The organism is Streptomyces tagetis (assembly GCF_018069565.1).
In the GTDB taxonomy this organism is placed as follows: domain Bacteria; phylum Actinomycetota; class Actinomycetes; order Streptomycetales; family Streptomycetaceae; genus Streptomyces; species Streptomyces tagetis.
In genome coordinates, this window is sequence record NZ_JAGPNL010000005.1 from 251,214 (window position 1) to 273,014 (window position 21,801).

Here is a 21,801-nt window from a genome sequence, read left to right on the forward strand (position 1 = left end):
GCCCGCCCGCCGCGGGACCGGCTCAGTCCCCCGCGCTCTGGCGGGCCGCCGCGCGGGCGAGTTGGTCCAGGGTCGCGGCGACCGCCGGGACCTGGGCCAGGTCGGGCAGGGTGAGCGCGACGATCTCGCGCCGCACCGCCGGTTCCAGCGCCACCGCGCGCACGCCCCGGGGCCGTACGGACTCCACGGCCAGCTCGGGCAGGACCGCCACGCCGAGACCGGCCCCGACCAGGCCGGCCACGGCCGGGTAGTCGTCGGTGGCGAAGTCGATGCGGGGCGTGAAGCCCGCCCCCTCGCAGACCTCGACGAGCTGGCCCCGGCAGCGCGGGCACCCCGCGATCCACGGCTCACCGGCGAGTTCGCCGATGGCGAGGGAGCCGTCCTCCGTGCGCGCGAGCCGGTGCCGCTCGGGTACGAGGGCCACCAGCCGGTCGCTCAGCAGCGGGCGGACGACCAGGTCGTCCCACTCCTCGGCGCCGGCCGCCCCCTCGTAGCGGAAGGCGAGCGCGATGTCGCAGTCGCCCTCGCGCAGCAGCTCCACGGAGCGCGGCGGCTCGGCCTCCTCCAGGTAGACGCGGGTGCCGGGGTGCGCGGCGCGCAGCGCGGCCAGGGCGGCCGGGACCAGGGTGGAGCTGCCGCTCGGGAAGGAGACCAGCCGGACCCGCCCGGCGCGCAGCCCGGCGATGGCGGCGACCTCCTCCTCGGCGGCGGTGAGCCCGGCGAGGATGCCGGCGGCGTGCCGTACGAGGGCCTCTCCGGCCTGGGTCAGCCGCATCTCGCGTCCGCTGCGCACGATCAGGGGCGTGCCGACGGAGGTCTCCAGGGCCTTCATCTGCTGGCTGACGGCGGGCTGGGTGCAGCCCAGCTCGCGGCCGGCGGCGGAGAAGGAGCCGGTGGCGGCCACGGCGCGCAGGACACGGAGATGTCGGGCCTCGATCATTCTCCCGAGGATAAGACATCCTTTGAGCAGATGCGGAAAAATACGTCGACGCTTTGATCAAGTATGACTTACGGTCTGCTCATGAGGCTTCTTTCCATCAATCTGGGGCGCGCGACGGTCGTGCCGTACACCGATCACCCCGACGGGGTCACCGGTATCGACAAGCGGCCGGCCGACGGCCCGGTGCGCGTGGCGGCGCCGGGGCCCAAGGGCGTGGGCGCGAGCGGGGTGGCCGGGGACGCGGTGTGCGACACGCGGCACCACGGCGGCGACGACCAGGCCGTGTACGCCATGGCCCGCGAGGACCTGGACGCCTGGGAGAGCGAGCTGGGCCGCCCCCTGGCGCACGGCTCCTTCGGCGAGAACCTCACCACCTCCGGCCTGGACGTCTCCGGCGCGCTCATCGGCGAACGCTGGCGGATCGGGCCGGAGGTGGTCCTGGAGGTCACCAGCGGCCGCATCCCGTGCCGGACCTTCCAGGGGCACCTGGGCGAGCCGCGCTGGGTGAAGCGGTTCATGCAGCGCGGCGCTCCGGGCGCGTACCTGCGGGTCGTCGTGCCCGGGGAGATCCGGGCGGGCGATCCGGTGGAGATCGTGCACCGCCCGGCGCACGACGTGACGGTCGCCCTGCAGTTCCGGGCGGTGACCACGGAGCGCGACCTGCTGCCGCGGCTGCTGGCGGCGGGCGAGGCGCTGCACCCGGAGTCCCTGGCGAAGGCGCGCACGTACGTGGAGTCGTACGCGGGCTGACCCGGCCTCACCGCCGGAACACTCTCCGCCTCCTGACGGCCCGTGGGGCCGGTGCGCGAAGCGGACGCGCGACGTCCGGGTCACTACGCTGGCCACATGACAACGGCATTGATTACGGGTGCGACGGCGGGTATCGGTGCCGCGTTCGCGCGGCGGCTGGCGGCCGACGGGCACGACCTCGTCCTGGTGGCCCGGAACGACGAACGGCTGCGCGTGCAGGCGACCGAACTGCACGACCGGCACGGCATCGAGGCGGAGGTGCTCGTCGCCGACCTGGCCACGGACACCGGCATCGAGGCGGTCGCCGCCCGGCTGCGCGAGCGCAAGCACCCCGTCGACCTGCTGGTCAACAACGCCGGCTTCGGCAACAAGGGCCGTTTCCTCGACGTCCCCATGGCCGACGAGCTGCGGATGCTCACCGTGCACTGCGAGGCGGTGCTGCGGCTGACCGCGGCGGCGGCGGAGACGATGCGCGAGCGCGGGCGCGGCGGCGTGGTCAACGTGGCCTCGGTCGCGGCCTTCGTCCCGCACGGCACGTACGGCGCCTCGAAGGCGTGGGTCGCGCAGTTCACGCAGGGCGTGGCGCGGGACCTGGCCGGCACCGGCGTCCGCCTGATGGCGCTCTGCCCCGGCTTCGTCCGCACGGAGTTCCACCAGCGCGCCGGCATGGGCACGGACAACATCCCGAACTGGATGTGGCTGGACGCCGACAAGGTCGTCGCCGAGGCCCTGACCGACCTGTCCCGAGGCAAGTCCCTCTCCATCCCGGACCCGCGCTACAAGGCCCTGACGGGCGCGGCGAAGCTGTTGCCGCGGGGGCTGATGAGCGGGATCACGTCACGGTCGGAACGAAAGTACGGACCGCAGTAGGAGACTCGGTGCGGACGTCCGGCGTACTGGGGGCGCCCGACGACGGTCACACCCGGGACCGCGTCACCTGACGGCGCCCCGGCGTCCCTCTGCTCAGCTCCCCTCCTTCGGCCGTCCGGGTCCGGTCGGGGACCTCGCCCCTGCTGTCGTCGTTCATGACACCACCATGGGCAACGCGTGCACGACGGGGCTGCGGCGGGAAACGCCGGCCCGGCCGGTTCGCGGCTTGTTCCAGTCTGAGTACGGCTACTCAGACGTCGTGATGCCGGATACGGGTGGGGCCGGTGGTGACGGCGCGTTAGCGTTTGCTTCATCCACACAACGCCGCTGGTGGACGGGCGTGTTCGGCCGGCGGGCGTGCGAGGAAGCCAGGGAGGGCCACGCATGGCGTGGGAGGAGTGGGAGCAGCTCAAGGCTGCGGCGGCTGAGCGGCAGTCCGCGCACACGCAGCTCAATCAGTTGCCGGCCGATCAGGGTGGCACGAGCCCGAGTGCTACGTACGGGCCTCCGTCCGGCAGGTTGAGGTCGGACAAGACCGCGTGGTCCAAGGCCGGGGAAGGGCTCGGGGAGCTGCGGACCGGCATGGGCAAGGCGTTGAAGAAGCTGGAGGACGCGCAGACCGGGCTCGACAAGAAGGGCGCGTTTCTGACCGCCACGGCGCAGTTGGGCGTGTTCGACTCGTGGGAGCGTCGGGCGAAGGACATCGGCGAGTGGTGCGACGGGCTTGCCGGCGTGCTGGAGAAGACGGGGAACGACCAGCTGAGGACCGACGAGGCGATCAGGGCTGAGATTGCCGCGCTGAGTGCCGGTGGCCAGGACGGGTCTGCTTCCCACGGCAGCGACGGGTGATCCGGTATGGACCTCGCGGCACTCAAGGGGCTCAAGCCGGCCGAGTACGCGGAAGCGGCGGACGGATACCGCATGGTGAGCGATGCGGCAGACGCGGCCGGGAAGCGCATCGACAAGCAGATCACCAAGGCCATGAAAGAGGCCAATGAGGGGGAGGCCGCTGACGCGGCGCAGAAGCAGCTGAAGAAGCTTTCGGAGAACTTTCGTTACACCCGGGTCGAGTGCGGACTGGTCAGCGGGTCGCTCAACGGTTTCTCCGCCGAGATCGCCTCACCTCGGCGCCGCCTGATCGCGGCATTGGACGACGCGGCAGCCCTCGGGTATCCCGTCAGTTCGGCCGGGGATGTCACCTTCCCGGCCGGCGGTGAGAACAAGGCGACCGGAGGCGAGATCCCCGGCGGCACGGCCGTCGGCGACAACGGCATGCTGGGCCCCGGCAACAGAGCCCTGTACGGCCCTGGCCCCAACGGGCTGTACTCACCGGACGCGGGAGCCGGCGGCATCGACATCCACCACGGCAACCCGCACCACGCCAAGGCCCAGGACATCGCCGACCGCATAGCCCACGCCCTGCGCGAAGCCACGGAGATCGACGAGCGGTACAGCAAGGCACTGGGGAAGCTCAAGGCTGCGCCAGGGCTGGACGTCACCACGAAGACATGGGCGGATGTGGCGTCCGACGTCGGTGCTGTCAGCTCGGCCGCGCGCGAATACCTTCGGGACACCGTCCCCTTCGACAAGTCCCCCGCCGACCGCAAGGAGTGGTGGGACGGCCTCACCGACGAACAGCGCGAAGAATACAAGATTGCTTTCCCCGAGGTCATCGGAAACCTGGACGGCATTCCCGCCCTGGTGCGCGACGAGGCGAACCGTGAGAACCTGCCCCTTCTCATCGCGTCACTAGAGGGTCGCCACGACGAGGTGTCACAGGCCAAGTTGGGCGGCCTGGAGAAGATCCAGGAGAAGCTTGGGAAACCCAGCGTGCCGCCGATGTACCTCCTGGGCATCGGCCTTGAAGGAAACGGGAGAGCCGTCGTAGCCTATGGGAATCCCGACACGTCGAAGAATGTGGCTGCCTACGTGCCGGGCTTGGGAACAAAGCTCGACTCCGAGTTCGCCGACGGCACGATAAAGCGCGCTTTCTATACGGCTGTCGGTGCTCAGAAATTCGATGCGTCCTCATCCGCGATCGTATGGCTCGGCTACGACGCTCCTCAATCGATTGATGTGATGACTGCCCTTGGCGCCGAGCGCGGTGCGCCCGCATACAACAGCTTCATGGACGGGATATCGGCAACCAACACGAACCCCGACTCCCATGTGACCGCCATCGGGCACTCCTACGGTTCTCGACTGGTAGGAGCCGCGACGCAGGAGGCTGGCGGTATTCCTGGCGTTGACGACGTGATTCTCGTCGGAAGCCCCGGCGTCGGTGTGGACAAGGCGGAGGAACTGGGCGTGGGCAAGAACCACGTGTGGGTCGGTGCGGCGGAGAACGACATCGTCACCAAGCTTCCTTCGAAGAACGAAGCCCTGGCAGGAACCATAGGATTCTTCAGCGGAGGGCCATTGGGGGCGTATCTCGGAGGAGAGATTGCCGACCTGGGTGACGACGACATCTGGTTCGGAAAAGATCCGGCAAGCAAGGCTTTCGGTGCCAACAGATTTCAGACCCTGCCCGGACCAGCGCTGATGCAGCCCTCCTTCCCCGACGTGTTGGAGTCAAAGCTCGACATTGAAGCCCATAGTAACTACTTCACACCGGAAGAAGGGAAAGACAAGGTCTCCGCGCAAAATATCGCGGCCATTGTCGCAGGTCATCCGGAATACGTCATAAGGGAGACGCCGCGATGAGGCGAATGAGTGCGGTGGCTTCACTGCTGGCACTGCTTCTCACTGGATGCGGCATGGCGGGTTCTCCGTCCTCGGGCAAGGAAGGACAAGCGAAGATGAACCTGCAAGAGGCCGCGGACAAGGCGGACGGGATTCTGGACGAGGCATTCGCCGCGATCAAGCCTCCGGTTCAGTGGACACATCGGTACTCCATGCCGGGTGACTGCTACGTGGACCGCGACCGTGCCGTGATGACCGTCATCTCCGCCGAGCGGCGTGGCAGCTTTCTCGGTGTGCTGGAACGTCACTGGAAGAGCAAGGGATACAGTCTTGTCGCGACGAGCCCGAACGGGCTGGCCGCCCACTTCAAGACAGAGGACGGCTTCCAACTGGAAGTCCTGATCGGGCCGAATGGTCAAGCCCACCTGAGTGTCACCACTCCGTGCGTGGAGAAGTCCGAGGTTGCTCAGCCGACCAGCAGACCCAGCGGCCCCGACTACTCGGAGCAGGAATTGCCGGCTCCGAATGTGACGTCCACGTTCTGGTCAAGCGACGCGGCTCTCCCAAGGTGACACAGGTCTTGCGCTGCCGGATGCCTCGCATCCGACGACGAACGGTGCCCAGCACCCCCGCAGGGGCACTGGGCACCGTTCGCTCAGCTCAGCTCAGCGCAGCGCTCAGTGGGCGTGGCCGTGGCTGTGGCCGCCGGAGGCGGGCTCTTCCTCTTCCTTCTTCTCGACGACCAGGGTCTCGGTCGTCAGGAGGAGGGAGGCGATGGAGGCCGCGTTCTCCAGGGCGGAGCGGGTGACCTTCACCGGGTCGATGACGCCGGCCTTGACCAGGTCGCCGTACTCGCCGGTGGCGGCGTTGTAGCCGCTGCCCTTCTCCAGCTCCGCCACCTTGGAGACGATGACGTAGCCCTCCAGGCCGGCGTTCTCGGCGATCCAGCGCAGCGGCTCGACGGCGGCGCGGCGGACGACCGACACGCCGGTGGCCTCGTCGCCGGTCTTGCCGAGGTTGCCCTCCAGCACCTTGACGGCGTGGACCAGGGCGGAGCCACCACCGGAGACGATGCCCTCCTCGACCGCGGCGCGGGTCGCGGAGATGGCGTCCTCCAGACGGTGCTTGCGCTCCTTCAGCTCCACCTCGGTGGCGGCGCCGACCTTGATGACGCACACGCCGCCGGCCAGCTTCGCGAGGCGCTCCTGGAGCTTCTCGCGGTCCCAGTCGGAGTCCGTGGCCTCGATCTCGGCCTTGATCTGGGCGATGCGGCCCTCGACGTCGGCCTTCTGGCCGGCGCCGTCGACGATCGTGGTGTCGTCCTTGGTGACCGTGATGCGGCGGGCGGTGCCGAGCACGTCCAGGCCGACCTGGTCGAGCTTGAGGCCGACCTCCTCGGAGATGACCGTGGCGCCCGTGAGGACGGCCATGTCCTGGAGCATCGCCTTGCGGCGGTCGCCGAAGCCGGGGGCCTTCACCGCGACGGCGTTGAAGGTGCCGCGGATCTTGTTGACGACGAGGGTGGAGAGGGCCTCGCCCTCGACGTCCTCGGCGATGATCAGCAGCGGCTTCGAGGCGTTGGACTGGATGATCTTCTCCAGCAGCGGCAGCAGGTCCGCGATGGAGGAGATCTTGCCCTGGTTGATGAGGACGTAGGGGTCCTCCAGGACCGCTTCCATCCGCTCCTGGTCCGTCACGAAGTACGGCGACAGGTAGCCCTTGTCGAAGGCCATGCCCTCGGTGAAGTCCAGCTCCAGGCCGAAGGTGTTGGACTCCTCGACGGTGATGACACCGTCCTTGCCGACCTTGTCCATCGCCTCGGCGATCAGCTCGCCGACCTGCTGGTCCTGGGCGGACAGCGCGGCGACGGCGGCGATGTCGGACTTCTCCTCGATCGGACGCGCGGTGGCGAGGAGGTCCTCGGCCACGGCGGCGACGGCCGCGTCGATGCCCTTCTTCAGCAGCGCCGGGGAGGCACCCGCGGCGACGTTCTTCAGACCCTCGCGGACGAGCGCCTGGGCCAGGACGGTCGCGGTGGTCGTACCGTCACCCGCGATGTCGTTGGTCTTGGTCGCCACCTCCTTCACCAACTGGGCGCCCAGGTTCTCGTACGGGTCGTCGATCTCGACCTCGCGGGCGATGGTGACGCCGTCGTTGGTGATGGTCGGGGCGCCGAACTTCTTGTCGATGACGACGTTGCGGCCCTTGGGGCCGATCGTCACCTTCACGGTGTCGGCGAGCTTGTTGACGCCGCGCTCAAGGGCGCGACGGGCGTCCTCGTCGAACTTCAGGATCTTCGCCATGGGAGCGTGAGCCCTCTCGGGATTCTAGAAAACTGACTGCGCCCCGGGCGCCCGGCTTCTTGTCGTCCGCGGGGGCCAGGGGCACAGTTGCTGAGCAGGAGCCGGCGTGATGCCGGCTTACTTCTCGCTACTTCTCGATCTACTTCTCGATGATCGCGAGCACGTCGCGGGCCGAGAGGACGAGGTACTCCTCGCCGTTGTACTTCACCTCGGTGCCGCCGTACTTGCTGTAGAGCACGACGTCACCGACGGAGACGTCGAGCGGAAGACGGTTGCCGTCCTCGAAGCGACCCGGGCCCACGGCCAGGACGACGCCCTCCTGGGGCTTCTCCTTGGCGGTGTCCGGAATGACCAGGCCCGAAGCCGTGGTCTGCTCGGCGTCGAGCGGCTGGACCACGATGCGGTCCTCGAGCGGCTTGATGGCAACCTTGGTGCTGGCGGTCGTCACGATCCGACCTCCCCCTTCGGAGATCTCACGGGGTTAACTGTCTGAGGTGGCGACCAGGTCGATCCGTCGTCGCGGGTGCCGGACCTGCCCGTCGCTGTGTTGGCACTCTCCTGAGGGGAGTGCCAGACCTGAGACTATGACCGCGATTAGCACTCGGTCAAGCGGAGTGCCAATTCCCCGCGTCGCGTCGCCGGGGCCGGGGGTCAGAGGCAGGTCAGAGATAGTCCTCCAGCCGCCCCACGGTCAGCCCCTGTTCCGCGATGGTCCGCAGCAGTCTCAGGGTGGTCTCGCCGGGCGGCGGACCGGCCGGTTCGTCCGGGTCGACGGCGATGATGTCGCCCGGCCGCAGCCGCGGCTCGCCGCCGGTGAAGGCGAGTTCGCCGCCCGCGCCGACGGACGCGCGCCACAGCACGAGCGCGGTGATCCCGCAGTCGGCGGCGGCCCGCAGGGTCGTGGTGTCGTACGTGCCGTAGGGCGGGCGGAGCAGGTGGGGGCGGACGCCGAAGCGGGTGTCGAGCTTGCGCCGCTGGCCGCAGATCTCGGCGCGCTGTCCGGCGTAGGGCAGTCCGCGCAGGGAGCGGTGTTCCAGGGTGTGGTTCTGCAGGCTCGCGCCGACCGAGCGCAGCCGGGCGAACCGCCCGTAGGCCGGTCCGGCGACGTCCTCGGTGAGGAAGAGGGTGACGGGCAGCCGGTGTTCGCGGATCACGTCGGCGAAGCCGGGGTCGCGCTCGGCCCCGTCGTCGTAGGTGAGGAAGACGACCTTGTCGGTGGTGGGGACGTGGTCCACGACCGGCGGCAGCACCGCGTCGCCGGCCTCGGCGGGCGCGGCGGGCTGGCCGGCGGCGGGGCCGGGCGCGGGGCCGGCGGGCGGGGCGCAGCCGGCGAGCAGGAGGGCCGCGAGGACGGCCGTCGGGGCGGCGCCGGCGGTCCGGAACCGCCCCCGCCTCACAGGTAGTCCTCCAGCCGGGCCACGGCGTACCCCTCGGCGGTGACCTTGTCGAGGAAGCGCCGGGCGAGGTCGGTCATGGTGCCGTTCCAGTCGGCGTGGCCGCGGAAGTGGCTGAGGACGATGTCGCCCGGGTGCAGGCTCCGGTCCCACTCGCGGTACTCCCAGTGGTCGACGTAGACCTCCTCGTCCCAGATGGGCGCGTACCGGATGCCGCAGGACTTGGCGGCGACGAGGGTGTCGCGGTTGTAGTTGCCGTACGGCGGGCGGAAGAGGGCCGGGCGCTTGCCGTACTGCTTCTCCATCACGTCCTGCATCCCGCAGATCTCCCGCCGCTGCTGCTCGTAGGAGAGGGCGGGGAGGTACGGGTGGCTCAGGGTGTGGTTGTTGAGGGTGACGCCGAGGTCGCGCATCTTCCGGAAGTAGCCGTAGTCGTCCTTGATCTCCTCGTCGGTGAGGAAGACGGTGTACGGGACCTTCAGCTCGTCCATCATGCGCAGGAACGCCGGGTCCTTCTCGGCGCCGTCGTCGATGGTGAGGAAGACGACCTTGTCCTCGGTGGGGATCGTGGTGAAGACCGGCGGCAGCTCCTCCTGTCCGTCCACCTCGAACCCCTCGCGCGCGGTGATCTCGGGCTTCTCGGCGGGGGGCGGGGGCGCGGCGAGGGGGACCTGGCTCAGGTTCCAGCGTTTGGCGGCGGCGGCACGGGCCGCCTGTTCGGCCCGCGCCTTGGCCTCGGGGGCCTCCTGGGCGCGGGCGGGGGGCGCCTGGAGGGGCTGCCGGGCCGCGGTGTCCCGCTCGGGGGACGCGTCGTGCGCACAGCCGGAGGCGAGGGCCGCGACGAGGAGCACGGCGAGGCCGCCGCACGTCCGGGCCCCCGGCGAGGACGCCCGGAAGGAGCGTCTCGCCCGGCTTTTGTCATTTTGTACGACTACTCGCATGGCCTCGGATACTGACAGCGCCCGGTCCCGGCTCCCGGCCCGACACCCGCGCCGTGCGCGCGGCTTCCACCGACTGGCCCACAATGAGCCGGTGAAAGACCCAGAAGCCCTCCACGCGCTCCTCACGCCCGAAGGCCGCGCGCTCCTCGACGAGGTCCGCGGCACCGATCCCGCCCGAGAACTCGCGGTCGCCACCCGCCTGCGCCGCACCCATCCGCCGGACCTGGTGTCGGCCGCGCTCGGCCAGGCCCGGCTGCGGCAGCGGGCGGTGGCCAAGTTCGGGGCGCGGGACGCCGCGAGGATGTTCTTCACGCCCGACGGGGTCGAGCAGTCGACGCGCGCGAGCGTCGCCGCCCACCGCGCCGGACGGCTGGCCGCCCTCGGGGTGCGCTCCGTGGCCGACCTGTGCTGCGGGATCGGCGGCGACGCGATCGCGCTGGCCCGCGCGGGCATCCGGGTGCTGGCCGTCGACCGCGACCCGGTGACGGTGGCGGCGGCCCGCGCCAACGCCCGGGAACTGGGCCTCGACGCGCTGATCGAGGTGCGCGAGGCGGATGTCACGGAGGTCGGTACGGGCGGCTGCGACGCGGTCTTCGTCGACCCGGCCCGGCGCGGCGGGCGGCCCGGCGGCGGCCGGATCTTCGCCCCCGAGGCGTACTCGCCGCCGCTCTCCTGGGCCGTCGAGGCGGCCCGCACCGCACCGCGCGCCGCCGCGCTGAAACTCGCGCCCGGCATCCCCCACGAGGTGGTGCCCGAGGGCGCCGAGGCCGAGTGGATCTCCGACGGCGGCGAGGTCAAAGAGGCCGTGCTGTGGTTCGGCACCGAGCCCGGCACCGTACGGGCCACGCTGCTGCCGGGGCCGCGCACCCTGCTCTCCCGGCGCCTGCCGGACCCGCCGGTCCGCCCGCCCGGCCGCTACCTCTACGAGCCGGACGGCGCCGTCATCCGCGCCCACCTCGTCGCCGAGGCCGCCGAAGAGGTCGGCGGCGGACTGCTCGACCCGACCATCGCCTACGTCACCTCCGACGCGCTGGTGACGACGGAGTACGCGACGGCGTACGAGATCACCGACCGGATGCCGTTCAACCTCAAGAAGCTCAAGGCGCTGCTGCGGGAGCGCGGCATCGGCACCCTGACCGTGAAGAAACGCGGCTCGGCGATCGAGCCGGAGGAGCTGCGCCGCAAGGTCAGACCGCAGGGCCCGAACGCGGCCACGGTCTTCCTCACCCGGGTCGCGGGCGCCCCCACGGTCCTCCTGGGCCACCCGGCGACCCTCTGACGGAGCCGGCGCCCTCCCGGCGGACGGCGGCACCGCACCGGACCCTCGAAAGTTTCGGCCGGTGAGCCGACTGGCTTCGTCAGTCCGCCGGAGGCGGTGCCGTACTGCTGCGGACCTCCAGGCTGGTGGCGAGTTCCACCCGGGTGGCCGCCGGCGGGCCGTCGTCGCGGCCCAGGTCGAGGACGAGCCGGGCGGCGGCCTCCGCCATCTCCATGAGGGGCTGCCGCACCGTCGTCAGCGGCGGCCCCACCCAGCGGGCCACCGGCAGGTCGTCGAAACCGACCACGCTCAGGTCCTGCGGGATGCGCAGCCCCAGCTCGCGGGCGGCCTCGTAGAGCCCGAGCGCCTGGAGGTCGTTCCCGGCGAAGACCGCGGTCGGCCGGTCGGGGCGGCGCAGCAGCTCCAGCCCCTGCCGGTAGCCGGCCTCGTGGTGGAAGTCGCCGGTGGCGATCAGCGCGGGGTCGACCGGCAGCCCGGCCGTCTCCAGCGCGGCCCGGTAGCCGTCCACCCGGGCGCGGCTGCACATCATGCGGGTCGGCCCGCTGATCGCGCCGATCCGGGTGTGCCCCAGGTCGATGAGGTGCCGGGTGGCGGCGAGGCCGCCCTGCCAGTTGGTGGCGCCGATGGACGGCACGTCGGCGCCCGGGTCGCCCGCCGGGTCCATCACCACGAACGGGATGGAGCGGCTGGTCAGCAGCGCCCGCTGGGACTCGTCCAGCCCGGACAGGACGAGGATCACCCCGTGCGGGCGGCGCGCGGCGACCTGGTCGGCCCAGGTCCGCCCGGGGGTCAGGCGCCCCGCGCTCTCGGAGAGCACGACGCTGAGCCCCGCGTCCCGCGCCGCGTTCTCCACGCCCCGGATCACCTCCATCGCCCAGGCGCTCTCCAACTCGTGGAAGACCAGGTCGATGAGGGGGGAGCGGGTCGCCTCGGCCCGCCGGCGCCGGTAGCCGTGGGCGCGCAGCAGGTCCTCCACGCGGGCGCGGGTCGTCGGAGCCACGTCCGCACGGCCGTTGAGGACCTTCGAAACAGTCGGTGCCGACACGCCGGCCTCGCGGGCGATCTCGGCGAGCGTCGCGGTCTGGGCGGACCGCCTTTGCGTCCGGGTTTCAGCGGGCTGCGGGGATGTCATGGCGGCGATCGTATCCCTGCGGACCCCCTTGACGAAGACTTCCGTGCGCCATAGGTTTCCGGAACATTCGATTGATACATCGAAACATTCGTGACACCGTTCGTGAGAGGGCCGTCCGTCCACCCCGACAGGAGTTCCATGACCACCGCGCCCTGGCGTGACCCCGCCCTGACCGCCGCCGCCCGCGTCGACGACCTCCTGTCCCGGATGACCCTGGAGGAGAAGACCGCCCAGTTGTACGGCGTGTGGGTGGGCGCCGCCACGGACGGCGACGGCGTCGCCCCGCTCCAGAACCAGATGTCCGCCGACCACGACTGGGACGAGCTGATCACCCACGGCCTCGGCCAGCTCACCCGCCCCTTCGGCACCGCCCCCGTCGAACCGGCCCTCGGCGCCCGCGCGCTCGCCAGCGCCCAGCGGCGCATCACCGAGGCCGGCCGCTTCGGCATCCCGGCCCTCGCCCACGAGGAGTGCCTGGCCGGCTTCACCGCCTGGCGGGCCACCGCGTACCCCGTGCCGCTGGCCTGGGGCGCCGCCTTCGACCCGGAGCTGGTCGAGGAGATGGCCCGGCGGATCGGCCACGACCTGCGCTCGGTCGGCGTCCACCAGGGCCTCGCCCCCGTCCTGGACGTCGTCCGCGACGCCCGCTGGGGCCGGGTGGAGGAGACCATCGGCGAGGACCCGTACCTCGTCGGCACCATCGGCAGCGCCTACGTGCGCGGGCTGGAGTCGGCCGGGATCGTCGCCACCCTCAAGCACTTCGCCGGGTACGCCTCCTCGGCCGGCGCCCGCAACCTCGCCCCGGTGCGGGCGGGCGTGCGGGAGTTCGCGGACGTCACGCTGGTGCCGTTCGAGATGGCGCTGCGCGAGGGCGGCGCGCGGTCGGTGATGGCCGCGTACACCGAGACGGACGGCGTCCCCGCCTCCGCCGACCCCACGCTGCTGACCGGCCTGCTCCGCGAGGAGTGGGGGTTCACCGGCACGGTGGTCGCGGACTACTTCGGCGTCGGCTTCCTGGAGTCCCTGCACCGCGTCGCCGGCACCCCCGCCGAGGCCGCGCACCTGGCCCTCGACGCCGGCATCGACGTCGAGCTGCCCACCCTCAAGTGCTACGGCACCCCGCTGCTGGAGGCCGTCCGGGCGGGCACGGTCCCCGCCGGACTGGTCGAGCGGGCGGCCCGCCGGGTGCTGCTCCAGAAGTGCGCCCTGGGGCTGCTGGACGAGGACTGGACACCGCAGGCGCCACCACGGGAGGAGGGGGCGGAGGCCCCCGTCGACCTCGACTCCCCCGCCAACCGCGCCCTCGCCCGCCGCCTGGCCGAGGAGTCGGTGGTGCTCCTGGACAACCCGGACGGCGTACTGCCGCTCGCCCCCGACACCCGGATCGCGGTGGTCGGCCCCCGCGCCGCCGACGCCCTCGCCATGCTGGGCTGCTACTCCTTCCCCTCCCACGTGCTGCCCCACCACCCCGAGGTGCCCACGGGCATCGAGATCCCGACCGCGCTGGACGCCCTGCGCGCCGAACTCCCCGACGCCAAGGTGACGTTCGCGCCCGGCTGCGACACCTCCGAGCCGGACGCCTCCGGTTTCGCGGAGGCGGTGGCGAAGGCCGCCGAGGCCGATGTGTGCGTGGCGGTCCTGGGCGACCGGGCGGGCCTCTTCGGCCGGGGCACGTCCGGCGAGGGGTGCGACGCGAGCGACCTGCGGCTGCCCGGCGTCCAGGGCGAGCTGCTGGACGCGCTGGTGGCGACCGGCGTGCCGGTGGTGCTGGTGCTGCTCACCGGGCGCCCGTACGCGCTGGGCCGCTGGGCGGGCCGGCTCGGCGCCGTCGTCCAGGCGTTCTTCCCCGGCGAGGAGGGCGGACCGGCCCTCGCGGGCGTCCTGTCGGGCCGCGTCACCCCCTCGGGCCGGCTCCCGGTGAGCGTGCCGAAGCTGCCCGGCGGACAGCCGTGGACCTACCTCCAGCCCCCGCTGGGCCTGGCCGGCGAGGTCAGCAACCTCGACCCGACCCCGCTCTACCCCTTCGGGCACGGCCGCTCGTACACGACGTTCGCCTGGGAGGACTTCACCGGCGGGGCCGAGGAGGCCGCGCTCTCCACGGACGAGGCGTACGACCTCGCGCTGACCGTCCGCAACACCGGCGAGCGGCCCGGCGCCGAGGTGGTCCAGCTCTACCTGCACGATCCGGTGGCCTCGGTGACCCGGCCGGACGTCCGCCTGATCGGCTACCGGCGGGTGGAACTGGCGCCCGGCGAGGCCCGCCGGGTGACGTTCCGCTTCCATCCGGACCTCGCGGCGTTCACCGGCCGCTCGGGCCGCCGCGTGGTGGAACCGGGCGCCCTGGAGCTACGGCTCGCCGCCTCCAGCGCGGAGGTGCGGCACACGGCCCGGCTGACCCTGACCGGACCGGCCCGCGAGCCGGGCACCGGCCGGCGCCTGCGCTGCCCGGTGCGGGTGGCTCCGGTGCCGTAGCGTCCTCGGCCGCGGTGCCGTGCCCCCGGCGGCTCCGGGGCCCGCCCGGACCCGCCGGGGGCGCGGGTCAGTCGGCGGCGACCGACTCGAAGCGCCAGCGGTGCACCGGGCGGCTCACCAACGCCGGGTCGGGGTCGGGAAGTTCGGGCAGCTCCGCGTCGTACGGGGCGTCCCACCAGGTGACGACGAGGACCCGGTCCTGCGGGGCGCGGAAGGTCTCCCGGCGCAGCGGCGCCGACGGCAGCTCCCGCCCCCGCGCCCACTCCAGCAGTTCCCCGCCCCGGCCGGGCAGCGCCCGCGCCTCCCACATCAGCGCGACGGTCACGAGTACAGGTTCCCCTCGCCGGTGTGGTGGGCGTGGTCGTGCGCCTCGCCCGGGACGTGCGGTTCGGTCACCGGCAGCGAGGAGTCGGCCGACAGGTCCCAGTCGGAGGCGGCCCGGTTCCGGGCGACCATCTCGGCGCCGAGGGCGGCCACCATCGCGCCGTTGTCCGTGCACAGCTTGGGCCGGGGCACCCGCAGCCGGATGCCGGCCGCCTCGCAGCGGTCCTGGGCCAGCGCCCGCAGCCGCGAGTTGGCGGCCACCCCGCCGCCGATCATCAGGTGGTCGACGCCCTCGTCCTTGCAGGCCCGTACCGCCTTGCGGGTGAGCACGTCCACGACCGCCTCCTGGAAGGAGGCCGCCACGTCGCGCACCGGCACCTCCTCCCCCGCCGCCCGCTTCGCCTCGATCCAGCGGGCCACGGCGGTCTTGAGACCGGAGAAGGAGAAGTCGTAGGCGGGATCGCGCGGGCCGGTCAGCCCGCGCGGGAAGGCGATGGCGGTGGGGTCGCCCTCGCGCGCGTACCGGTCGATGACCGGGCCGCCGGGGAAGCCCAGGTTCAGCACGCGGGCGATCTTGTCGAACGCCTCGCCCGCCGCGTCGTCGATGGTCGCGCCCAGCGGGCGGACGTCGGAGGTGATGTCGGCCGACAGCAGCAGCGAGGAGTGCCCGCCGGAGACCAGCAGCGCCATGGTCGGCTCCGGCAGCGGCCCGTGCTCCAGTTGGTCCACGCAGATGTGCGAGGCGAGGTGGTTGACGCCGTACAGCGGCTTGCCGAGCGCGTACGCGTACGCCTTCGCCGCCGAGACGCCGACCAGCAGCGCGCCGGCGAGTCCGGGGCCGGCGGTGACGGCGATGCCGTCGAGGTCGCGCGCGCTCACCCCGGCCTCCTTCAGGGCGCGTTCGATGGTGGGGACCATCGCCTCCAGGTGGGCGCGGCTCGCCACCTCCGGCACGACCCCGCCGAAACGGGCGTGCTCGTCGACGCTGGAGGCGACGGCGTCGGCCAGCAGCGTGGTGCCGCGGACGACGCCGACACCGGTCTCGTCACAGGAGGTCTCGATCCCCAGTACGAGAGGCTCGTCGCGGGAGTCAGCCATGGTTGTCGGTTCCTTGTACGGGGTCGGCGCCCGCGGCGGGGCCGCCGCCGGGCGCTGTGGTCAGTCGCATCACCAGGGCGTCCACGTTCCCCGGCTGGTAGTAGCCGCGCCGGATGCCGATGGGCTCGAAGCCGAAGCGCTCGTACAGCTTCTGCGCGCGGGTGTTGTCCACCCGGCACTCCAGCAGCACCTCGGCGCAGTCGAAGGCGGTCGCCGCCCGCAGCAGCTCGGTCAGCAGCCGGGCGCCGAGCCCGGTGCCCCAGAACTCGCGGGCGACGGCGATGGTCTGCACGTCGGCCTGGTCGCCGGAGGCGGTGAGGCCCGCGTAGCCGACGATCTCCTCACCCTCGGCGTCGGCGCGGGACGCCACGGCGACCAGATACCGCCGGGTCGCCCCGGGGCCGCGGGCGTGGGCCAGCTCGGACCAGAACATCCCCCGCGACCAGGCGTCCTCCGGGAACAGCTCGCGCTCCAGCCGGAGCACGGGGTCGATGTCCCACCAGCGCATCTCGCGCAGCTCGGCAGTCACGGGCCCGGTCACCTCGGGGTGACCACCTTGTAGTTCCTGGGCACCTGCGCGTCCGGCCGGCGCAGGTACAGCGGCCGGGGCGCGGGCAGTTCCTCGCCGGCCGCGAGCCTCTCCGCGGCGAGCCGGGCCAGCGCGGCGGCCGACACGTGCTCCGGCTCGTGCGCGCGGGGGAAGACGTCCGGGTAGAGCAGGGCGCCCGCGCCGACGGCGGGCACGGCCGCGACCTGCTCGGCGATGTCGGCGGGGCGGTCGACGGCCGGGTCGGTCAGCCGGGTGCGGGAGTCGGCGTACCGCGCCCAGTAGACCTCTTTGCGGCGCGCGTCGGTCGCCACCACGAAGGGCTCCTCCAGGTCCGCGGCGTACGCCAGCGCGTCCAGCGTGCACACGCCGTGCACGGGGACGCCGAGCGCGAGCCCGAAGGTGTCCGCGGTCATCAGGCCGACCCGCAGGCCCGTGTACGGGCCGGGGCCGATACCGACCGCGATGCCGGTGACGTCGGCGAGCCGCGATCCGGCCTCGGAGAGCAACCGGTCGACGGCGGGCAGCAGCAGTTCACCGTGCCGGCGCGCGTCCACCTGGCTCGACGAGGCGATGACGTCCGTCCCGTCGTGCAGCGCGACGGTGACGGCGGGTGTGGCGGTATCCAGAGCGAGCAAGAGCACGCGAACAGCCTACGGCGAACGGCGGCTCGTGTCGGACGCCCCGGCGAGACCGGTCCCGGCTGCTAACGTCGCCGGGAGCATGACGCAGGACCGACATGCCGCACATGCCGTACATGACGTAGACGACTGATGCGTACGACTGCCGAGGTGGTCCCCAGTGGCAAGCAGCAGCGCCGGCATCACGGCCGGGCTCACCGCGGCGGCCCTCGTGACGGTCGGCGCCCTCGGCTACCAGGCCGCGGCCCGCGTCCCCGACGAGCTGAGCCGCGCCCACGCGCACGCCGCGCCCAGCCCCGGCGCCTCGAAGGCGCCCCGGGACCGGAACCACCCGGCGGCGCTGCCCACCGGGTCCGGCAAGGGCGAACGGGTCGTGTACTCCCTGGACGACGACCGGGTCTGGCTGGTCGAGGCGGGCGGCACGGTCCGACGCACCTTCACCGTCGAGCCCGGCGGGATCGACCCCGAGCCGGGCACCTACGCGGTCACGTCCCGGTCGAACGCGATCACCGGGTCGGACGGTGTGCCGGTCGAGCACGTCGTGCGCTTCGCCGTCAACCGGGACGTGGTCATCGGGTTCAGCGCGGCCGTGGACGAGTCGGCGCGGTCCGCGCCGTCCACGGCGACCGGGGGCATCCGGGAGAAGCGGGCGGACGGCGACGCGATGTGGGGCTTCGCCACGATCGGCCAGCAGGTCGTCGTCGTCCCGTAGACCCCGTGGCCCCGGCGGGCGCTCCCGGGGTCAGGCGGTCAGGCGGCCTCGCGGTGTTCCGGGGCGGTGTGCCGGGAGTCGGGTTCGGGTGCGCGGGGCGGAGTCGACACGGCGAGGGCCGCGGCGCCCGCCGCGAGCAGATCCCGTACGGAGACCCCGGGGGCGGTGGGCGGCCTCGGGTGGTTCGCGGACTCGGGCATGGACGCCTCCTGAAGGGCGGGGGCGGACGTGGTTAGGCATGCCTAACCACGTACTGGGTACCATGTCATCACGGCCGGGGTCCGAAACGCAACATCTTGCCGACAACGTGTCGGAACACCCCGTCGTGTCCGCCGCCCGCTCCCTGCCAGGGGGTCCCCGGCCCGGAGGGGCCTGGCCGCCTCAGGCGGCGAGCGAGTTCAGGTCGGCCGTGCTCCAGCGGGCGCCGAGGCCGGTCAGGGTCACCCGGCGCACGTCGTCTTCGGTGGCATCGGTGGCGCTGGTGTCGGTGGTGGCGCCGGCAGCGCCGGTGCCGCCGGTGGCCCGGTCGATCCTCAGGTGCAGCCGGTCCTCGGTCAGCTCCTCCACCTTGCCCTCGCCCCACTCCACCACGATCACCGAATCGGGCAGGGAGACGTCCAGGTCGAGGTCCTCCATCTCGTCCAGTCCGCCGCCGAGCCGGTAGGCGTCGACGTGGACCAGCGGCGGGCCGTCGCCGAGGGAGGGGTGCACGCGGGCGATCACGAAGGTGGGCGAGGTGACGGCGCCCCGCACGCCCAGCCCCTCGCCGAGGCCGCGGGTCAGCGTCGTCTTGCCCGCGCCCAGCTCCCCGCTGAGCATCACCAGGTCACCGGCGCGCAGCAGCTTGGCGAGCCGGCGGCCCAGGTCCCGCATCCCCTCGGCGGAGGTGACGGTGAGCGCGAGGGCGGGGGCCGTCTCGGCGGGGGCCGTCTCAGCGGGGCCCTGCGGCGCCGGGGCCTGCGGCGCCGGGGCCTGAGGTGCCGGGGCCGGCCGTGCCGGGTCCTGCCGCGCCGGGTCCTGCCGTGCCGGGTCCTGAGGTGCTGCGTCCATAGCCCCCAACGGTAGCCCCTGACGGCACGGCGCCCGCGCGGGCGAGCAGGTCGGCGAGGCGGTCGGTGACCAGCTCCGGGTGCTCCAGCATCACCAGGTGCCCGGCGTCCGGGACCAGCACCGATTCGGCCTCCGGGAGCAGGTCGGCGATGGCCTCGCTGTGCTCGCTGGGCGTGATCAGGTCCCGCACCCCGGCCAGCACCAGCACCGGCAGCCCGTCGAAGTGGGCGAGGGCCTCGGTCTTGTCGTGGTCGGTGAAGGCCGGGTAGAACTCGGCGACCACGTCGATCGGCGTCGACTCGATCATCCGCTCGGCGAACCGGACCACGGCCGGGTCGACGTCCCGGGACGCGAACGAGTACCGCTTGATCACCCCGGCGAACAGGTCCGCCGTCGCCCGCCGCCCCCGCTCCACCAGCTCGGCCCGCTGCCCCAGCGCCTTCAGCACGCCCGGCAGCACCCGGCGCACCGCGTTGACCCCGGCCACCGGGAGGCCGAAGTTCACCTCGCCCAGCCGGCCGGAGGACGTGCCGACCAGGGCCACGCCGGCCACCCGCTCGCGGACCAGCTCGGGGAAGGCGTCCGCGAGGGCCATCACGGTCATGCCGCCCATCGAGTGGCCGACCAGCACGATCGGGCCCTCGGGCACGGCCGCGTCGATCACCGCCTTCAGGTCCCGGCCGAGCTGCTCGATGGTGACCGGCTCGCCGTCCCGCGCCTGGGCCACGCCCCGCCCGGAACGGCCGTGGCTGCGCTGGTCCCAGTGCACGGTGCGGACGACGCCGCGCAGGGCGGCGCGCTGGTAGTGCCAGGAGTCCTGGTTGAGGCAGTAGCCGTGGCAGAAGACGACGGTCACGGGGGCGGGTTCCCGGCGGCCGAAGAGGCGGCGGCGCCGGGGGGCGGCGGGCGCGGCCTCGGGGGCGACCTCGTCGACCTCGTAGTACAGCTCCGTGCCGTCGTCGGCGTACGCCCGGCCGGGGGTGCCGCGCACCCCGCCGTACGGTCCCGCCGCGTCGAGGGCGAGCCGCGCCTTCTGGCGCATCCCGCGGCCGACGGTGAGCCGTTCTATCGCCACGCCGGCGGCGGCGCCCGCGGCGACCACGCCTATGGCGACCCCGGCGATGCCGGTGGTCCGGCGCCAGTTGTCCGCGGCGAAGGCGGCGGCAGCCGCGGCGCCCACGGCACCGTCCGCTCTGCTCTCGCTCACGTACCGCTCCTCTTCACCGGACCGCCCGGCTGCTCTCTCTCGTCGCTTTCTCACCCGTACGAGTGAGGCGCGCGGGCCGTGGCCGGCCGTGGCGCCTCACGCGGCGGGCCGGTGCTCCGGGGCCGTCCCGGCGACCGGCGGGGGCCGGTGACCCGACAGGGGCCCTCAGGTCCGGCCGGGTGGCCCTACGGAGCTAGGCCCGCTCCTCGTCAACGTAGACGCGGGGCACCCGGGTTCCGACGCGGGTGACGATCTCGTACCCGATGGTGCCGGCGGCCTGCGCCCAGTCCTCGGCGGTGGGCTCGCCGTGGTCGCCGGGGCCGAACAGCACCGCCTCCGCCCCCGCGGCGGGCCGGTCCCCGCCGAGGTCGACGGTGAACTGGTCCATCGCGATCCGCCCCGCCACCGTGCGCCACTTGCCGTCGACCAGCACCGGGCCGGTGTGCGAGGCGTGGCGCGGGACGCCGTCCGCGTAGCCGAGCGGGACGAGACCGAGGGTGGTCGCGCCGGGGGTGGTGTAGTGGTGCCCGTAGCCGACGCCGTGGCCGCCGGGGACGTCCTTGACCAGCGCGAGCGACGCGGACAGCCGCATCACCGGGCGCAGGCCCAGGTCGGCGGGGGAACCCAGCTCGGGGCTGGGCGAGACGCCGTAGAGGGCGATGCCGGTCCGGACCAGGTCGAAGTGGCTCTCCGGGAGGGTCAGCGTGGCCGCCGAGTTGGCGATGTGCCGGACCTCGAAGCGGGCTCCCTGCTCCTCGGCCCGCTCGGTCATCTCGCGGAAGCGGGTGAGCTGCGCGGCGGTGGCGGGGTGTCCGGGCTCGTCGGCGCAGGCCAGGTGGGACCAGACGCCGGTGATCCGGATCAGCCCCTCGCGCTCGGCGCGCAGCGCCTCGCCCACCAGCTCGGCCCAGTCCCCGGGCTGGCAGCCGCCGCGTCCGAGGCCGGTGTCGGCCTTCAGGTGCACGCGCGCGGGCCGCCCGGCCTGCCGGGCCGCCTCGGTGACCTCCTCCAGCGCCCACAGCGCGCCGACGGACACGTCGAGGCGGGCCTCGACGGCCTCGCGCCAGGGGCCGCCCGGCGTCCAGAGCCAGCACATGATCCGCAGGTCGTCGGGGAGGTCCGCCTCGGCGCGCAGCGCGAGGGCCTCCTCCGGGGTGGCGGTGCCGAGCCACTCCGCACCGGCGGCCACGGCGGCGCGGGCGCAGGGGATGGCGCCGTGGCCGTAGGCGTCGGCCTTGACCACGGCCATGAAGGCCGCGCCGGGTGCCCGTTCGCGCAGGGTGCGCACGTTGGCCCGCAGGGCGGCCAGGTCGATCTCCGCGCGGGCCCGCAGGGGCGCGGTCCGGCGGCCAGCTTTCTCACTCATCGCCCACCAGTCTCTCAGGAGCGCCCCACCCCGGTGCCTCCGGCCACGCGCCGGGGACGGTACGGGGAGGGGGACGAGCCACCCCCGGGGACG

General features: G+C 73.0%; 22 protein-coding genes. 8 read left to right on the forward strand and 14 right to left on the reverse strand.

The window, feature by feature from the left end; genetic code table 11:
* Positions 1 to 22 precede the first annotated feature (22 nt).
* The gene (locus J5Y05_RS19390) at positions 23 to 940 is read right to left on the reverse strand and encodes a LysR family transcriptional regulator (protein WP_210874261.1); all 918 of its coding nucleotides are present in this window, start codon (positions 938 to 940) and stop codon (positions 23 to 25) included.
* 81 nt (positions 941 to 1,021) lie between these two features.
* Between J5Y05_RS19390 and J5Y05_RS19395 the strand changes: the two genes are divergently transcribed.
* The 5 genes from J5Y05_RS19395 to J5Y05_RS19415 all read left to right on the forward strand — a co-directional run bounded on the left by J5Y05_RS19395 (position 1,022) and on the right by J5Y05_RS19415 (position 5,814).
* Positions 1,022 to 1,690 (forward strand): MOSC domain-containing protein, encoded by a 669-nt coding sequence (locus tag J5Y05_RS19395; RefSeq protein ID WP_210874263.1) that lies wholly within the window; start codon positions 1,022 to 1,024, stop codon positions 1,688 to 1,690.
* 96 nt (positions 1,691 to 1,786) lie between these two features.
* The gene (locus J5Y05_RS19400) at positions 1,787 to 2,560 is read left to right on the forward strand and encodes an SDR family NAD(P)-dependent oxidoreductase (RefSeq protein WP_210874265.1); all 774 of its coding nucleotides are present in this window, start codon (positions 1,787 to 1,789) and stop codon (positions 2,558 to 2,560) included.
* Between the two features lie 384 nt (positions 2,561 to 2,944).
* Entirely contained in the window at positions 2,945 to 3,409 is a 465-nt protein-coding gene (locus J5Y05_RS19405) for a hypothetical protein (protein WP_210874267.1), read from the forward strand.
* A 6-nt stretch (positions 3,410 to 3,415) separates the two neighbouring features.
* Positions 3,416 to 5,263, forward strand: a complete 1,848-nt coding sequence (locus J5Y05_RS19410) for an alpha/beta hydrolase (RefSeq protein ID WP_210874268.1) — start codon at positions 3,416 to 3,418, stop codon at positions 5,261 to 5,263.
* Between the two features lie 14 nt (positions 5,264 to 5,277).
* On the forward strand, positions 5,278 to 5,814 hold the full coding sequence (locus tag J5Y05_RS19415; RefSeq protein WP_307853988.1) for a hypothetical protein: 537 nt from the start codon (positions 5,278 to 5,280) through the stop codon (positions 5,812 to 5,814).
* Between the two features lie 105 nt (positions 5,815 to 5,919).
* Here the strand turns inward: J5Y05_RS19415 and groL are convergent, their stop codons facing one another.
* The 4 genes from groL to J5Y05_RS19435 all read right to left on the reverse strand — a co-directional run bounded on the left by groL (position 5,920) and on the right by J5Y05_RS19435 (position 9,880).
* Positions 5,920 to 7,545 carry a chaperonin GroEL gene (groL, locus tag J5Y05_RS19420; RefSeq protein WP_210874270.1) on the reverse strand — a complete coding sequence of 542 codons (1,626 nt, stop codon included), beginning with the start codon at positions 7,543 to 7,545 and terminating at the stop codon, positions 5,920 to 5,922.
* A gap of 139 nt (positions 7,546 to 7,684) precedes the next feature.
* Positions 7,685 to 7,993 (reverse strand): co-chaperone GroES, encoded by a 309-nt coding sequence (gene groES / locus J5Y05_RS19425; protein ID WP_165240547.1) that lies wholly within the window; start codon positions 7,991 to 7,993, stop codon positions 7,685 to 7,687.
* Between the two features lie 214 nt (positions 7,994 to 8,207).
* Positions 8,208 to 8,942 (reverse strand): polysaccharide deacetylase family protein, encoded by a 735-nt coding sequence (locus tag J5Y05_RS19430; protein ID WP_210874272.1) that lies wholly within the window; start codon positions 8,940 to 8,942, stop codon positions 8,208 to 8,210.
* Complete coding sequence (locus J5Y05_RS19435; RefSeq protein ID WP_210874275.1) at positions 8,939 to 9,880, reverse strand: polysaccharide deacetylase family protein; 942 nt, start codon at positions 9,878 to 9,880, stop codon at positions 8,939 to 8,941. Before J5Y05_RS19435 ends, J5Y05_RS19430 begins: the two co-directional genes overlap by 4 nt.
* 91 nt (positions 9,881 to 9,971) lie before the next feature.
* On the opposite strand from J5Y05_RS19435, the gene J5Y05_RS19440 reads away from it, so the two are divergent.
* Entirely contained in the window at positions 9,972 to 11,159 is a 1,188-nt protein-coding gene (locus J5Y05_RS19440) for a THUMP-like domain-containing protein (RefSeq protein ID WP_307853989.1), read from the forward strand.
* A gap of 79 nt (positions 11,160 to 11,238) precedes the next feature.
* On the opposite strand, the gene J5Y05_RS19445 is transcribed toward J5Y05_RS19440, so the two are convergent.
* On the reverse strand, positions 11,239 to 12,291 hold the full coding sequence (locus J5Y05_RS19445; RefSeq protein ID WP_210874279.1) for a LacI family DNA-binding transcriptional regulator: 1,053 nt from the start codon (positions 12,289 to 12,291) through the stop codon (positions 11,239 to 11,241).
* Positions 12,292 to 12,429: 138 nt separating this feature from the next.
* Between J5Y05_RS19445 and J5Y05_RS19450 the strand changes: the two genes are divergently transcribed.
* On the forward strand, positions 12,430 to 14,763 hold the full coding sequence (locus J5Y05_RS19450) for a beta-xylosidase/alpha-l-arabinosidase (RefSeq protein WP_210874280.1): 2,334 nt from the start codon (positions 12,430 to 12,432) through the stop codon (positions 14,761 to 14,763).
* A gap of 67 nt (positions 14,764 to 14,830) precedes the next feature.
* Here J5Y05_RS19450 and J5Y05_RS19455 read toward each other — a convergent pair whose 3' ends face one another.
* From J5Y05_RS19455 to tsaB, 4 genes are read right to left on the reverse strand one after another with little or no spacing between them, the layout of a single operon-like run.
* Complete coding sequence (locus J5Y05_RS19455) at positions 14,831 to 15,088, reverse strand: hypothetical protein (RefSeq protein WP_210874283.1); 258 nt, start codon at positions 15,086 to 15,088, stop codon at positions 14,831 to 14,833.
* Positions 15,085 to 16,185: a tRNA (adenosine(37)-N6)-threonylcarbamoyltransferase complex transferase subunit TsaD gene (gene tsaD / locus J5Y05_RS19460; protein WP_210874285.1), complete on the reverse strand. Its 1,101-nt coding sequence runs from the start codon at positions 16,183 to 16,185 to the stop codon at positions 15,085 to 15,087. The genes J5Y05_RS19455 and tsaD overlap by 4 nt, the downstream gene beginning before the upstream one ends.
* On the reverse strand, positions 16,178 to 16,726 hold the full coding sequence (gene rimI, locus J5Y05_RS19465) for a ribosomal protein S18-alanine N-acetyltransferase (protein ID WP_372450504.1): 549 nt from the start codon (positions 16,724 to 16,726) through the stop codon (positions 16,178 to 16,180). The genes tsaD and rimI overlap by 8 nt, the downstream gene beginning before the upstream one ends.
* Positions 16,723 to 17,376, reverse strand: a complete 654-nt coding sequence (gene tsaB / locus J5Y05_RS19470) for a tRNA (adenosine(37)-N6)-threonylcarbamoyltransferase complex dimerization subunit type 1 TsaB (RefSeq protein ID WP_210874287.1) — start codon at positions 17,374 to 17,376, stop codon at positions 16,723 to 16,725. The genes rimI and tsaB overlap by 4 nt, the downstream gene beginning before the upstream one ends.
* Positions 17,377 to 17,533: 157 nt before the next feature.
* Between tsaB and J5Y05_RS19475 the strand changes: the two genes are divergently transcribed.
* Positions 17,534 to 18,085, forward strand: a complete 552-nt coding sequence (locus J5Y05_RS19475) for a hypothetical protein (RefSeq protein WP_210874289.1) — start codon at positions 17,534 to 17,536, stop codon at positions 18,083 to 18,085.
* A 38-nt stretch (positions 18,086 to 18,123) separates the two neighbouring features.
* Here the strand turns inward: J5Y05_RS19475 and J5Y05_RS19480 are convergent, their stop codons facing one another.
* The 4 genes from J5Y05_RS19480 to alr form a co-directional block, all read right to left on the reverse strand.
* Positions 18,124 to 18,285: a hypothetical protein gene (locus J5Y05_RS19480; protein WP_210874291.1), complete on the reverse strand. Its 162-nt coding sequence runs from the start codon at positions 18,283 to 18,285 to the stop codon at positions 18,124 to 18,126.
* Positions 18,286 to 18,466: 181 nt separating this feature from the next.
* Positions 18,467 to 19,135: a tRNA (adenosine(37)-N6)-threonylcarbamoyltransferase complex ATPase subunit type 1 TsaE gene (tsaE, locus tag J5Y05_RS19485; RefSeq protein ID WP_210874299.1), complete on the reverse strand. Its 669-nt coding sequence runs from the start codon at positions 19,133 to 19,135 to the stop codon at positions 18,467 to 18,469.
* The gene (locus J5Y05_RS19490) at positions 19,017 to 20,342 is read right to left on the reverse strand and encodes an alpha/beta fold hydrolase (protein WP_210874302.1); all 1,326 of its coding nucleotides are present in this window, start codon (positions 20,340 to 20,342) and stop codon (positions 19,017 to 19,019) included. Before J5Y05_RS19490 ends, tsaE begins: the two co-directional genes overlap by 119 nt.
* 193 nt (positions 20,343 to 20,535) lie before the next feature.
* Positions 20,536 to 21,708, reverse strand: a complete 1,173-nt coding sequence (gene alr, locus J5Y05_RS19495; protein ID WP_210874304.1) for an alanine racemase — start codon at positions 21,706 to 21,708, stop codon at positions 20,536 to 20,538.
* Between the last annotated feature and the right edge of the window lie 93 nt (positions 21,709 to 21,801).

Bases quoted from the DNA above. Each gene is read 5' to 3' on its own strand.
- J5Y05_RS19480 (WP_210874291.1), bottom strand. From the start codon at position 18,285: ATGCCCGAGTCCGCGAACCACCCGAGGCCGCCCACCGCCCCCGGGGTC.
- groL (WP_210874270.1), bottom strand. From the start codon at position 7,545: ATGGCGAAGATCCTGAAGTTCGACGAGGACGCCCGTCGCGCCCTTGAG.
- J5Y05_RS19435 (WP_210874275.1), bottom strand. From the start codon at position 9,880: ATGCGAGTAGTCGTACAAAATGACAAAAGCCGGGCGAGACGCTCCTTC.
- tsaD (WP_210874285.1), bottom strand. From the start codon at position 16,185: ATGGCTGACTCCCGCGACGAGCCTCTCGTACTGGGGATCGAGACCTCC.
- J5Y05_RS19450 (WP_210874280.1), top strand. From the start codon at position 12,430: ATGACCACCGCGCCCTGGCGTGACCCCGCCCTGACCGCCGCCGCCCGC.
- J5Y05_RS19405 (WP_210874267.1), top strand. From the start codon at position 2,945: ATGGCGTGGGAGGAGTGGGAGCAGCTCAAGGCTGCGGCGGCTGAGCGG.
- J5Y05_RS19395 (WP_210874263.1), top strand. From the start codon at position 1,022: ATGAGGCTTCTTTCCATCAATCTGGGGCGCGCGACGGTCGTGCCGTAC.
- J5Y05_RS19390 (WP_210874261.1), bottom strand. From the start codon at position 940: ATGATCGAGGCCCGACATCTCCGTGTCCTGCGCGCCGTGGCCGCCACC.
- tsaE (WP_210874299.1), bottom strand. From the start codon at position 19,135: ATGGACGCAGCACCTCAGGACCCGGCACGGCAGGACCCGGCGCGGCAG.
- J5Y05_RS19445 (WP_210874279.1), bottom strand. From the start codon at position 12,291: ATGACATCCCCGCAGCCCGCTGAAACCCGGACGCAAAGGCGGTCCGCC.
- alr (WP_210874304.1), bottom strand. From the start codon at position 21,708: ATGAGTGAGAAAGCTGGCCGCCGGACCGCGCCCCTGCGGGCCCGCGCG.
- J5Y05_RS19400 (WP_210874265.1), top strand. From the start codon at position 1,787: ATGACAACGGCATTGATTACGGGTGCGACGGCGGGTATCGGTGCCGCG.
- J5Y05_RS19410 (WP_210874268.1), top strand. From the start codon at position 3,416: ATGGACCTCGCGGCACTCAAGGGGCTCAAGCCGGCCGAGTACGCGGAA.